The sequence below is a fragment of the Rothia sp. HMSC069C10 genome (assembly GCF_001812205.1).
Classification (GTDB): Bacteria; Actinomycetota; Actinomycetes; order Actinomycetales; family Micrococcaceae; genus Rothia; species Rothia mucilaginosa.
Window position 1 is genome coordinate 408,108 of record NZ_KV808297.1, and the last position, 13,037, is coordinate 421,144.

Consider the following 13,037-nt stretch of genomic DNA (forward strand, 5'->3'; position numbering starts at 1 on the left):
AACGCCCCTCCCCCACGTTATGACATAGTAATAGCCTTCAAGCTACTTCTTAGCGCGCGCACGCTGATGCGCCGCACGCGGCGAGAAATACTGTGCGTCCTTCACGCGAGCGCGCGTGTACACGAGCATGCCCAGCATCGCCGCAACCGGGGCACCAAACCACCACAGGGCACCGTAGAAGCCAATCGCCGAATGGCCCGGGTTCACCAAAACAAACGGCGAATCGGGGCGACCGTAACCGAGCACGTACACGGTCACGAACACTGCAACAGCCACGACCGCCGCCGCGTAGCCGCGACGCAACGACAGGGCACACCACAGGGCGGTAAAGAACACCGTCAGGTACGCCACCAGCAAGCCGAGGGGCAGGGCGGTATCCCCCGCATACACGACCCAAGCGTGGTAAATCGACCCGGCAATACCGGCAAAAATACCCAGAATCGAGCCGGTCAGAATGCCCGCCACCAGACCAGCCTCCTGCGGCTTCGGGTGCACGGTCGCGGTCGGGTCACCGTCGAGCACACGGAAAGTCTCCACGGCAGAAATCTTCTGCGGCACCTTATTCGAGTACTCGAAAGTCTTCTCGTCCACCACCGTAATCTGGGTGCGGTGCGCCTCCATCGCCTTGCGCTTGGCGGTGCCGTCACCATAGATTGCCGCCTGCACGCGCTGATCAGCCGTATCGAACTCGCCCTCAATACCCCAGGTGAGAATCGGGCGGTCCTCGTCATCTTCAAGAATCTGCAGGGCGCGGTGCACGATCTCGTACACGCGCACGTGGTCGGGGTGGCCGTAGCCGCCGTCCGAATCGTAGGTGACCAGAACATCCGGGTTGAGGGCGCGGATAGCGGCAACCAGAGCCTGAGCCTGCGGTTCCAGCGGCTGCGCGGTCAACGAATCAGCCGCCGCCACCGGGTTGGCGACGGGCTTACCCTCCGGGCCCCACGCCATGCCGGAGTCACGGTACAGCGGCAACGTGCCCTCCGCAACGGCGGGTTCCTGCCCCAGGAAGAACTGCTTCTTCACGCCCAGCGCCTTGATAGCGCCGGCAAGCTCACCCGTGCGGTACTCGCCCAGCGCCTCACCGTTATCGCGGCAACCGGGCTTACCGACCTCCAGGTGGTGCAGCTCCTCGGGGATGACCTCACCCAGCTCGCCACGGGTCGCGGTCAGCAGATACACCTCAGCACCCTTCTGCGCGTAGTACGCCATGGTTGCGCCGGTCGAGGAGGTTTCGTCGTCCGGGTGTGCGTGCACAAACAGGATGCGCGCCTTCTTCGCATCGTAGTTATTCGGCAGCAGGTCACGGCGCGATCCGGGGGCGATGCGCTCACCCTGCGTGGGGTAGCTGGGGGTCGCAGAATCAGGCTGAGTGTTCTCGGGTTCAGACACAGGCTTTCCCTCTCATACGCAGGGTTGGGTTTCTTGGACAGTCAAAGCGCGCCAGCAATTTACATCGTTGATCAGCAGACGTTGAGTAGCGGACGGGTGCCGCCACCGTGCAGGCGCATTATTTTATCTTACACACTCGCATGTACAGCGCGAGGTGTTCAGGCTTTTCGAAAGCAGTTTTAGACAGAAAGCAGAAGAGCCCTGTTCACCTCCCCCTTTCTCTCCCGCCGCCCCGCCGTTATCTCCCGAACGAATCGGGGCGGTTAAACAGAACCGCCGCCACCTTCCATACAGAAGGTAGCGGCGGCTCTATGCGACAGTTACAACCACTAGGAAGTAACTTCGGCAGTATTAGTCGTTCGCACGGGCGCGGCGGCGGAACTCGCGGACACGCTCGTTGGAATCCAGGATAACCTTGCGGATACGAATCGCCTCGGGGGTCACCTCAACGCACTCGTCTTCACGAGCGAACTCCAGGCACTCTTCCAGGGTCAGCTTCTTCGGCGGGGTCAGGTTTTCGAAGTTGTCCGCGGTCGAAGAACGCATGTTGGTCAGCTTCTTTTCCTTGGTGATGTTAACTTCCATGTCGTCTGCACGGGAGTTCATACCAACGATCATGCCCTCGTACACCTCGGAGGTGGGCTCCACGAAGAAGGTGCCACGCTCCTGCAGGTTGATCATCGCGTAGGGGGTCACCACGCCGGCACGGTCAGCAATCAGCGAACCGTTGGTGCGGTACTCAATGTCGCCAGCCCACGGCTCGTGCTCAATCGAGTAGGAGGAAGAAATACCGGCACCGCGGGTCTCAGTCAGGAACTGGGTACGGAAACCAATCAGACCACGTGCGGGAACAGCGAACTCCATACGGACCCAACCGGTACCGTGGTTCGCCATGTTCTCCATGCGGCCCTTACGTGCAGCCATCAGCTGGGTGACAGCGCCCAGGTACTCCTCGGGCACGTCAATGATCATGTGCTCCATGGGCTCGTAGACCTTGCCGTCGATGGTCTTGGTAACCACCTGGGGCTTACCCACGGTCAGCTCGAAGCCTTCGCGGCGCATCTGCTCCACGAGGATAGCCAGGGCGAGCTCGCCACGGCCCTGAACTTCCCACGCGTCCGGACGCTGGGTGGGCAGAACCTTGATGGACACGTTACCGATCAGCTCGCGGTCCAGGCGGTCCTTCACCTGACGTGCGGTGACCTTTGCGCCCTTGACGCGGCCAGCCAGCGGGGAGGTGTTAATACCGATGGTCATGGAGATCGCGGGATCGTCCACCTTGATTAGCGGCAGGGGCTTGGGGTTCTCAGCGTCGGTGAGGGTTTCACCAATGGTGATGTCCTCGATACCAGCCACTGCGACGATTTCGCCGGGGCCAGCGGACTCTGCGGGTACACGCTCGAGAGCCTTGGTAGCCAGCAGCTCGGAGATGCGGACGTTCTTGATTTCACCGTCGTGACGTGCCCACGCAACGGTCTGGCCCTTCTTCAGGGTGCCGTTGAAGATACGGACCAGTGCCAGACGACCCAGGAACGGGGAGGAGTCCAGGTTGGTCACGTGTGCCTGCAGAACCTCGTTGGGGTCGTAGGTGGGGGCGGGCACGTGCTCGATGATGGTCTTGAACAGCGGCTCAAGGTCGTCGTTGTCGGGCAGCTGGCCGTCTGCGGGCTGGTTCAGGGATGCAGCGCCAGCCTTACCGGATGCGTACACTACCGGAACGTTCAGCACAGCGTCCAGGTCCAGGTCAGGAACCTCGTCCGCCAGGTCAGATGCCAGGCCGAGCAGCAGGTCCATGGACTCGCCAACGACCTCGTCGATACGGGAGTCGGGGCGGTCCACCTTGTTCACCACGAGGATCACGGGCAGCTTAGCAGCCAGTGCCTTACGCAGCACGAAGCGGGTCTGGGGCAGCGGACCTTCGGATGCGTCCACGAGCAGCACAACGCCGTCAACCATGGACAGGCCGCGCTCCACCTCGCCACCGAAGTCGGCGTGGCCGGGGGTGTCAATAACGTTAATGGTGATGGTCTCACCGTTGGCGGAAGGGCCGTTGTAGAACACGGTGGTGTTCTTCGCCAGAATGGTGATGCCCTTTTCCTTTTCGAGGTCGCCGGAGTCCATGACTCGGTCTTCAACATCTGCGTGGGCAGAGAAGGCGTGGGTCTGCTGCAGCATCGCGTCGACGATGGTGGTCTTGCCGTGGTCAACGTGTGCCACGATAGCCACATTGCGAAGGTCGGGGCGCGAAGCGGTGTTTTCAGACATGCGTTAAGTTTCTCGCTTAAATCTAGGGGATAGTCTTGCCAACGGGTGCGCTCTAGACAGCGCAGGGGGTCACAGGGCAGTACCCACAGATAGGTATCTGGTGGTCGTTGCCGGTTTGGGTGTTTGCCGATGGACCCGCTCTGCGATGAGAACGTTTCCGGGCACGCCAAAACGGACCCCCCTCCGTTGGGCTTAGCTACCAGTGTATCACTAGGGCTTTTCTGCGAGCCACTCATCAATCATGCGGCGAGCGACGGCGTTCGTGCCGGGCAGCTCCAGCTTGGCGGGGTCATCCTCGTCACTGTTGCCACGTTCCTCCGAAATAGCAATCGCCTCACGCAGCTCAGCGGCGGTGAACCAGCGTGCGGCACGAATCTCACCGTCGTGGTGGATGATGGTTTCGTTCTCATCCACGCGCACCCGGTAGCAAATCATGAGCGAACGCGGGAAAGGCCACACATCGCTCATACGGTACTCGGTGCTGAGGGCGTGCAGGCCGGTTTCTTCGTAGACTTCGCGGGCGATTGCCTCTTCGAGGTTCTCGCCAGGGTCAACGAAACCGGCAATGAGGGCGAAGCGGTTGGGGTGCCACTGGCGGTTATTCGCCAGTAGCACGCGCTCGCCGTCGCGGCTGGTCACCAGCGCCATGACGGCGGGTTCGATGCGGGGGAACACCATCTCGCCGGAGGCGGTGCGGCGGATTCCCTTGGAGCCGAGGGGCGCTTCCTCGCCGCTGTATGCGGAGTAGCGCATGTCGATGAGGTAGTCGCGGCGTGCCAGGGCGGTGGCGTAGTGGGCGCGGCCTTCCGGGTCATCATGGACCGGGTAGTAGCGGAAGCCACTGGCGGAGGCGCGCACCCGAGAGTTGTTCAGGTCGGCGGCGACTTGCGCGAGGGTTTTGTCCTCGCAATAGAGCACGTGCACCTGCGCCCCGTTCTTCTCTGCCTCACTGTTCTTCTCCGCATCTGCGCCATAGGCGGCGGGGCGAATCACGCTGCGCGCCAGGATAGCGTCCTCGGCCAGCGGCTCGGCAGCATTGCTACCGGTCAGGTAGTGCAGGGTTCCGTCGTCGTTGAGGAGGGTCTCTCCCGCGCGGGAGATGAGCAGGTAGCGCAACGCGCGAGTGCCAGTGGGCGTGTGAGCATCAGCGGGTGCGTGTTCAGGTGAAGAAGTCATAGGTTTTACTCTACTCCGCTCGTGCTCCTTCGTTGCGCGGCTGTAGCTCACGTTCGCATGACAAAAAGCAAAAACCAGCGTTTCCTTCCCGACCAGCGTTCCTTTCCCGACCCACGTTCCAGAAAGACCTCAGGGCACAGCAAAGCCCCCTCCCACACACGGTGGAAGGGGGCACTGCACTCTTCACAATCTTATCAGGTGCGTTACTTTGCGGTGGTTCCCTTCGGGTCCCAACCAGCGGCAAGGGCACGCTCGTAGATAATATCGGTCAGGGTTGCCTCGTAGACATTCGTCAGGTGGTTCGAGTCGGCGTACATGTACACGTTGCCCTGCAGGACCGAGCACTTGCCGTCGGGGCAATACACATCCTTCAGATCGATCTGGTAGGCACCGCGGTCAGCGTACTTGGCGAAAATCGGGGCGGCAGGGTCCTCACCGTACTTTGCTTCCACCGGTTCAGAGCAGTCATCGATATTCTTCGCTTTCATAGCACACATGTACATGTCAGAGGCGAAACGCGGGTTATCGCGAATACCAATAACCTGAATACCTGCGTCGGTTAGCTTGCGCAAAGTCTCGTCTAGACCGGGGTCTACGGTTTCGCCCTCAGCGGTTGCTGCTGTGGTGGTCGAAATAATAAATACAGTAGAGGGCTTGGCCGCCAGAATTTCAGCGGTCGCATTCTCACTGAACGGGATGCAACGCTTCATGAACCCATTCACCGTATTCGCAGGCTGGGTGAAAGGATAGGGGCAGCCGGTTAGCAACAGATTGAGCTGGTTGGCACCCACCTGCTTAGAAATGCCTTTCAGAGCTTCTGTCTTCTGCAAGGCATGAGAGCTACCCACCACGGCAAAGAGAGGCGCATCATCGGAAGCGTTCTTCGTGTAGCCGCAGCTAATATCCAATTGTTCATTAGTCAGAACATAAGAGCCCTTACAGCCGGTATCCCAGGGGACGAATAGACTAGTAATAGTCGCATTCTTCGGTATAGGATCAGCCTCAACGAGTTCCTTATCGGGTGAGAGCGCACGCGCACCGGGGTAGGTGTCGACATCATTCTGGACGCTAGCCATCGCATTGCTGATGACCTGCGCGTCACGCTGCTCAGCCAGTGCGCGGGTACCGAGCACGGTCGGTGCGATCAGGGCAAGAATTGCTGCGACGAACGCAATATTGCCAGCCCACGCTGCGTAGGAGGTCACGGGGCGCTTGAACTTCAGCTTGGAGGCGAGTGCCGGTAGGAAGTTATCGGATGCCGAGCGCAGGGGCTTCTCCACGAAGCGGTTCAGAACCCACGCCAGGCCAATCGATGCAGCAATCAGTACGGTGCCTTCGAGGAAGGAGACGCGCGGCTTACCCACGGCGGCGCTGTACAGCACGAGCATGGGCCAGTGCACCAGGTACAGGGCGTAGGAAATGTTGCCCAGGTTCAGCAGCGGCTTGGACACCAGCAGGCGGTCAATTGCGAACTTGTGGTCGGTGCGGCCGGCAATAATGACCAGCGCGCCGGAGAGAATCGGCCACAGCGCCAGGAAGCCGGGGAATGCCTTCTCCACGGGCAGCACGGCACCGCAGGTAATCAGACCGATGGTACCGATCCAGCCCATGGCCACGCGGGTGCCCATGTGCGCGGGCTTCCACTTGAGGGTCATGATGGCGAGCAGGGTACCGACCGCGAACTCCCAGAGGCGGGTGCGGGTGTCAAAGTAGGCGTATGCCGCGAAGTTCTTGGTCTCCCAGACGGAGAACGCGAAGGATGCGCAGAAGACTAGGCCGAAGACCAGCACGGCAGCGGGTACCGGCTTGATACGAGTCTTCTTCACCAGCAGAGCGGCGATTGCGAAGAGCACCGGCCACAGCAGGAAGATCTGACCCTGAATGGACAGGGACCAGAAGTGCAGGAAGGGCGACTTGCCGCCGGTGTTAGAGGCAAAGTAATTCACCGAGTTATTCGCCAGGTTCCAGTTCTGCCAGTAGAACAGGGACGCCTGCGCGTCCACGGCACGTGCGCTCCAGATGGTCGGCGAGAGCACCAGGAAGCTACCGGCGAGGGTCAGCAGAATCACGACCGACGCTGCGGGCAGCAGACGGGTGAACACGTGGGTCCAGTAGTTCAGGAGCTTGAGGGGCTTACCCTCATTGATTTTCCGCATGAAGGAAAGCGAAAGCAGGAATGCGGAAATGAAGAGAAAGACATCCACTCCGCCGGACACCTTACCCACCCACACATGGTAGATCACGACAAGCAGTACTGCGAACGCACGAAGACCCTGGATTTCAGGGCGGAAGCCGCGACTTTCCAGGAAAGATTCGTAGGGAGGATTCTGGTCGGTTTTGGACACACGAATCCCCTTGAAAAGATTAAATGCCATGTTTGGTTGTCCTGAGTGTTAAAGGCTTAGCCTCTACCCCAAAAGTCGTACCGGGTAGAACGCTGTATATGAGCATCTAGTGGATATTTCTTGGGGTGTTTCATGACCCCAGATACTTTGAGCCCTGGTCTAAGATTCTTTGAACTATATAGTCTAATGTTCTTTAAAGTGAAACTTCAAAGATTGTGGGCTTTCTCCCAGTCCCTCTGCGGCTCATTCCCTCTGCCGGTGGATACACACCCGACAAGGCATGTCACCATCTTCGATTTCTTCGAATTGCTCACTTCTTTTCTGTGCCGCTCACAGCAGTGCCAGGTTTCGATTTTTTCGCCGTATCGTCCCATATCACCCTCCAAAGAGGTGACATAGGCACCCGAAAATAAGAGAATGGAACCATGACTACTTCTATTGACCCCACGACCACCTCCGCGTGGTCCGCTCTGTCCGCTCATCACAAATCCCTCACTCCGAACCTGCGCGAATGGTTTGCCGCTGACCCGGAACGCGCGCAGAAGCTCAGCTTCACCGCCGACGAACTGCACGTCGACCTGTCCAAGAACCTGATTACCTCCGAGACCGTCGAGCTGCTGGTCAAGCTCGCTGAAGAGGTCAAGCTGGAGCAGGCTCGCGAGGCGATGTTCTCCGGCGAGCACATTAACGTCACCGAGGACCGCGCAGTACTGCACACCGCGCTGCGCCGCCCCGAGGGTTACACCCCCGCACTGACCGTTGACGGCCAGGACGTAGACGCAGACGTTCACGCCGTGCTGAAGAAGATCTACGCATTCGCTGAGCGCGTGCGCAACGGCGAGTGGACCGGTATCACCGGCAAGCGCATCGAGACCGTTGTGAACATCGGTATCGGTGGCTCCGACCTGGGCCCGGTCATGGTGTACGAGGCTCTCAAGCCCTACGCTGATGCAGGCATCACCGCACGCTTCATCTCCAACATTGACCCGACCGACGTGGCTGAGAAGGTCTCCGGCCTGGACCCCGAGACTACTCTATTCATCGTCGCTTCCAAGACTTTCGGCACCCTCGAAACCCTCACCAACGCACGCGTGGCACGCGAGTGGCTGCTGTCCGCACTGGCTGAGGCTGGCGCTCTGGAAGGTAAGGAAGCATCCGAGGCTGTGGCTAAGCACTTCGTGGCTGTCTCCACCGCACTGGATAAGGTCGCAGCATTCGGCATCGACCCCGAGAACGCTTTCGGCTTCTGGGACTGGGTTGGCGGCCGCTACTCTGTAGACTCCGCGATCGGTACCTCCCTGGCTATCGTTTTCGGCCCGAAGGTTTTCGCTGACTTCCTCGCAGGCTTCCACGCAATGGATGAGCACTTCCGCACCGCTCCCCTGGCTCAGAACGTACCCGTTCTGATGGGTCTGCTGAACATTTGGAACGTGAACTTCCTGGGTGCTGAGACCCACGCGGTTCTGCCCTACGACCAGTACCTGCACCGCTTCCCCGCATACCTGCAGCAGCTGACCATGGAGTCCAACGGCAAGTCCGTTCGCGCGGACGGCTCCTTCGTCAACTACGCAACCGGTGAAGTGTTCTGGGGCGAGCCCGGTACCAACGGCCAGCACGCTTTCTACCAGCTGATCCACCAGGGTACCCGCCTGATTCCCGCGGACTTCCTGGCATTCGCTAACCCGGTACACCCGACCAAGGACGGCGAGCAGGACGTTCACGAGCTGTTCCTGGCTAACTTCTTCGCACAGTCTCAGGCTCTCGCCTTCGGCAAGACCGAGGAAGAGGTTCGCGCAGAGGGCACCGCAGAGCACGTGGTCAACGCACGTATCTTCAGCGGTAACCGCCCCTCCACCTCCATCATGGCGCCGCGCCTGACCCCGCGCGTTCTGGGCTCCCTGATTGCCCTGTACGAGCACATCACCTTCGTTCAGGGTGTTGTTTGGGGTATTGACTCCTTCGACCAGTGGGGTGTTGAGCTCGGTAAGAAGCTGGCTCTGGATTTGGTTCCCGCTATTGAGGGTGACCGCGAGGTTCTGGCTCGTCAGGATTCTTCGACCGCTTCGCTGATTGACTACTACCTGAAGAACCGCACCAAGTAGTAGTTCAGACCTACGCCCGTGGGTTTTATAGCCTGCAGGTGTAGGATGCACAAACCGCCGGATAGGCTCCCGTTTGGGAGGCTATCCGGCGGTTTCGTTGTATCTTCCAAAGTTCTGGCTGACCCCGTGCTGCTAGTCCACGGCGGGCAGGGTGTCCGAGGCGACCTCCGCAATAATGCGCACCACGGTGGATTCGGGCAGCTGCGGGATGCCCCGCTCATCACGCACCACGCCACCGGCCTCACGGTGAGCAGTCATGCCGGTGTCTTCGGTGGTCTCTTCACCGTCAGCACGGGTTGCGGGCACATGCACGAACCCGGCGGGGATGCTCAGCCCCAGTTCACGGCTGATGCGCTGGCCCTCATAGAACACGTGGTTGCACACGTAGGTTCCGGCGGTGTACGAAATCTCGACCGGCTCCCCCGCCACACGCAGACGCTCGTAGCTGGCGCGCACCGGCAGGGAGGAGAAGTACGCCTCCTGACCACCCGGAGCGATCGGCTCATCGCAGCGCTGGTCGCCATCGTTATCCTCAATGCCCGCGGAATCCAGGTTGATAGCGACCTGTTCGAGGCTAACCACGTCACGACCGACCGCCACACCCAGGCTGATGAGCGCGTCGGGCTGCACCTCCTGCAGGGCGGCACGCAGGGCGGTGCTGGATCCGTCGTAGCTGACGGGCAGCTCGCGGGTGATGACGTTCAGGTCCGGGCGTATCCGGGTCAGCAGACGCTGGGCACCCTCAGCGAGCGCCACGGTGGGGTTCACGGGCAAACCGGGGAACGGGCCGAAGAAGGTCAGCAGCAGGGTGCGTGCCTGGTTGGGGGTGGTTGCCATAGTCAATCTCGTTTTCTGCGGTGGTTTTATTCAGTAGCGTTCTTTGCTGCGGCGCGGCGTTCCAGGTCCTTAGCAAGCGCCTCCAGCAGCTCCTCGGGGGTGGTCGCGATAATGAGCTCGTCCAGGTAGCGTTCGTTGAGCAGACCGGTGGACGCCATGTAGTGCATGGCGTCGATGAGCTTGTCCCAGTAGCCGTTGACGTTCAGCAGGGCGACCGGCTTGGAGTGAATGTCGAGGAACTGCCAGCTGAAAACTTCAAAGAATTCTTCGAGGGTGCCGGGACCGCCGGGCATTGCGACGAACGCGTCAGCCTTCTCGATCATGGCGATTTTACGCTGGTGCATGGTGTCCACGATGTCGAGGGTGGTCTGGCCGGGGTACACGCCCTCCAGTCCGACGAGCTTGTGGGTGACCACGCCGTAAACCACGCCGCCGGCGTCCAGGGTTGCGCCCGCGACGGTGCCCATCAGGCCGGTGCGGCCGCCACCGTAGACCACACCAATGTTGTTCTGGGCGCAGAGGGTGCCGAGCTCGCGGGCGCGCTCGGTGAAGAGCGGGTCGTTGCCGGAGCGTGCACCGCAGTAGACGGCAAGGTTGTAGTCAGTCTTCTTCATGGTTCTCCTTGAGGGGTGGGCGAGGGTACCGTACGCGTCGCTGCGTGGCGGCTTCTCCTCGCGGTGTTCTGTGTTGAGGGTACCGGATGTACCTGTGTACCTCATGTGTGCCGCCCGCCAGGTCAGGGGGCACGTTGGGCGCGGTGGTTACGGTAGCGGGGTGCGTGCCAGCAGCGGGAAGATCTGCTCGGTATTCAGCGGTGCCTGCGCGGCGCTATCGGAGGGGTTGCTCATGGCGGGGTTAACCCAGCGCAGCTCAGCGATTTCGGCCTGCGGCACCAGCGTAACCAGCTGCTCGTGCTGCTCATCGGTGGGGGCGTATTCGAAGGTTTCGGCGCGCACCGTAAAGCCTGCCTCGTTCAGCGCCGCCGCTTCCAGCAGTCCGAGGTGGTGCATCCGGGCAGGGTTGGGGGTGAGCCCGATTTCTTCGCTCACTTCGCGGCAGGCGGTCTGTAGCGGGGTTTCCCCCGGTTCGGGTTTGCCGCCGGGCATCATGAACCCGTCGCTACCCTGTTTGCGCACGGTGAGTACGAGCCCGTCCCGGTTGCGGATTGCCACGGCGCATACGTTCACGACGCGGTGCGTGCTGTCGATGGCGCTGTGCTCAGTAGCGTTGCGCTCGGCGGGCTCAGCTGCCTGGGCGGGCTGAGCAGGCTGGGCTGCTTCTACTCGGTTCTGCGGGTTCTGGTTCTGCGGGTTCTTCTGCGTGGGCATCTTTCTACCCTAGCATTTCCCTGTCTTCTGCCCGGCGCTGTGCGTGTTTGTCTTATTCATCCGCCCTATTGTGTGCCCTGCGGGTAGTGGTTTTACGTAATATTTCGGCGAGTTATCTTATGTCCGGTTCATGCGTTTAGGTGCGTGTTACGGTGTAATTAACCGCGATGTCGCGGTACCGTATACGCACTCGACTTGGCGCGATACAGGAAGAGTGCGAATCGCTCAATCACTCATGTAGAAGGAACTTCGTGATGGCTAACTCTTCTCGTGCCCGCCGCTACGGTAGCGCCGGCGCTTCTGTTCTTCTTGCCGCCTCCTTGAGCCTGGGCGCTCTGCCTTCTGTTGCGGCAGCGAATACCCCGAATCCGGATAACCCGCCGGTTATTACGGTCTACAACTACAAGGTTGAGACCAACACCCGTGAGTTGAAGACCGCCCTGCGTCTGAACAAGATTACGTTCAAGGCATCGAAACTGCCCGCGAAAACTACCGCTTTCGCCCCGGCTTTGCATGAGGCAAACCATAGGGGTTTCCCGTTTCTGAACCCGATTCAGACGGTGCGCGTTGACGGCCCGTTCAAGGACGGCACGGCGACTGCGACCCATTACGTTCCCGGTAGCCTGATTGACCCGGCGAAGAACTATAGCTTCGTCGCTAATATCATCGTTGATGGTTACGGTGGCGGTCAGGTTCTGCGCATGAACGTTGTGAAGGATAGCGCCGCACCGGTTCTGCACGTGGATTCCCCGCGTCTGAACACCAAGGGTGAGACCGTGTTGAAGGTGCGCGGTACCGGCTACACGGGTGAGGCGACCCCGCACGGTGTGCGTGTGGTGGTGTCTGATACGAATGTGTGGGTTCCCGGCCGTTTTCCCCAGCAGGGTATGCGTTTCGTGGCTCAGGTGACGGTACCTGCTTCGCAGATTCACAACGGTGTCTTTGAGACGGAGGTGAAGGTTCCGGCGGATGTTGCGGCGACGCTGAATACCTCTCACAAGTACATTGCGGGCACCATGGCTGCCGGCGTTGAGGGTGCCGAGTACGGTTCGTTTGATGCTCAGAAGCCTCTTGAGCTTTTCGCGCAGGAGCCCGTGGTTTCGGCGGTTCCGACCGATGCCCCGACGGTGGCACCTCTGCCCGAGGCAACCGTGGGTGTTAACCCGACCGATGCACCCACCGTAGCACCGCTGCCGGAAGCAACCGTTGGCGTGAACCCGACCGACGCGCCCACCGTAGCGCCCTTGCCGGAGGCAACCATCGGTGTAAACCCCACTGACGCACCGACCGTAGCACCCCTGCCGGAAGCAACCATCGGTGTAAACCCCACTGACGCACCCACCGTTCCTGCACTGCCGGAAGCAACCATCGGTGTAAACCCGACCGACGCACCCACCGTTCCTGCGCTGCCGGAAGCAACCATCGGTGTAAACCCGACCGACGCACCGACCGTAGCACCCCTGCCGGAAGCAACCGTGGGTGTAAACCCGACCGACGCACCGACCGTAGCACCCCTGCCGGAAGCAACCATCGGTGTGAACCCCACTGACGCACCCACCGTGGCACCCCTGCCGGAAGCAACCGTGGGTGTA

Annotated in this window: 9 protein-coding genes; 2 read left to right on the plus strand and 7 right to left on the minus strand. The window is 60.7% G+C overall.

Annotated features, from left to right (window positions below):
* Positions 1–42 precede the first annotated feature (42 nt).
* From HMPREF2842_RS03850 to HMPREF2842_RS03865, 4 genes are all read right to left on the minus strand, one after another.
* Entirely contained in the window at positions 43–1,392 is a 1,350-nt protein-coding gene (locus HMPREF2842_RS03850) for a PIG-L family deacetylase (RefSeq protein ID WP_070633826.1), read from the minus strand.
* 351 nt (positions 1,393–1,743) lie between these two features.
* A complete protein-coding gene (gene typA / locus HMPREF2842_RS03855; protein WP_049347061.1) occupies positions 1,744–3,657 on the minus strand; it encodes a translational GTPase TypA in 1,914 nt (637 codons plus the stop codon).
* Between the two features lie 210 nt (positions 3,658–3,867).
* The gene (locus HMPREF2842_RS03860) at positions 3,868–4,833 is read right to left on the minus strand and encodes an NAD(+) diphosphatase (protein ID WP_070642844.1); all 966 of its coding nucleotides are present in this window, start codon (positions 4,831–4,833) and stop codon (positions 3,868–3,870) included.
* Between the two features lie 203 nt (positions 4,834–5,036).
* Positions 5,037–7,208 (minus strand): acyltransferase family protein, encoded by a 2,172-nt coding sequence (locus tag HMPREF2842_RS03865; RefSeq protein ID WP_070642846.1) that lies wholly within the window; start codon positions 7,206–7,208, stop codon positions 5,037–5,039.
* Between the two features lie 395 nt (positions 7,209–7,603).
* Here HMPREF2842_RS03865 and pgi point away from each other — a divergent pair, with 395 nt between their 5' ends.
* Complete coding sequence (gene pgi / locus HMPREF2842_RS03870) at positions 7,604–9,280, plus strand: glucose-6-phosphate isomerase (protein ID WP_070642848.1); 1,677 nt, start codon at positions 7,604–7,606, stop codon at positions 9,278–9,280.
* Between the two features lie 132 nt (positions 9,281–9,412).
* Here the strand turns inward: pgi and HMPREF2842_RS03875 are convergent, their stop codons facing one another.
* The 3 genes from HMPREF2842_RS03875 to HMPREF2842_RS03885 all read right to left on the minus strand — a co-directional run bounded on the left by HMPREF2842_RS03875 (position 9,413) and on the right by HMPREF2842_RS03885 (position 11,445).
* Positions 9,413–10,117: a pyroglutamyl-peptidase I gene (locus tag HMPREF2842_RS03875; RefSeq protein WP_070642850.1), complete on the minus strand. Its 705-nt coding sequence runs from the start codon at positions 10,115–10,117 to the stop codon at positions 9,413–9,415.
* 26 nt (positions 10,118–10,143) lie between these two features.
* On the minus strand, positions 10,144–10,731 hold the full coding sequence (locus HMPREF2842_RS03880; protein WP_070642853.1) for an LOG family protein: 588 nt from the start codon (positions 10,729–10,731) through the stop codon (positions 10,144–10,146).
* 147 nt (positions 10,732–10,878) lie between these two features.
* Positions 10,879–11,445, minus strand: coding sequence for an NUDIX hydrolase (locus HMPREF2842_RS03885; protein WP_210398786.1), 567 nt, complete (start codon positions 11,443–11,445; stop codon positions 10,879–10,881).
* A gap of 254 nt (positions 11,446–11,699) precedes the next feature.
* Between HMPREF2842_RS03885 and HMPREF2842_RS03890 the strand changes: the two genes are divergently transcribed.
* Positions 11,700–13,037: hypothetical protein (locus tag HMPREF2842_RS03890; protein WP_246823177.1), on the plus strand; the 1,338-nt coding region annotated here is incomplete at its 3' end.

Bases quoted from the DNA above. Each gene is read 5' to 3' on its own strand.
- typA (WP_049347061.1), bottom strand. From the start codon at position 3,657: ATGTCTGAAAACACCGCTTCGCGCCCCGACCTTCGCAATGTGGCTATC.
- HMPREF2842_RS03860 (WP_070642844.1), bottom strand. From the start codon at position 4,833: ATGACTTCTTCACCTGAACACGCACCCGCTGATGCTCACACGCCCACT.
- HMPREF2842_RS03865 (WP_070642846.1), bottom strand. From the start codon at position 7,208: ATGGCATTTAATCTTTTCAAGGGGATTCGTGTGTCCAAAACCGACCAG.
- pgi (WP_070642848.1), top strand. From the start codon at position 7,604: ATGACTACTTCTATTGACCCCACGACCACCTCCGCGTGGTCCGCTCTG.
- HMPREF2842_RS03875 (WP_070642850.1), bottom strand. From the start codon at position 10,117: ATGGCAACCACCCCCAACCAGGCACGCACCCTGCTGCTGACCTTCTTC.
- HMPREF2842_RS03880 (WP_070642853.1), bottom strand. From the start codon at position 10,731: ATGAAGAAGACTGACTACAACCTTGCCGTCTACTGCGGTGCACGCTCC.
- HMPREF2842_RS03885 (WP_210398786.1), bottom strand. From the start codon at position 11,445: ATGCCCACGCAGAAGAACCCGCAGAACCAGAACCCGCAGAACCGAGTA.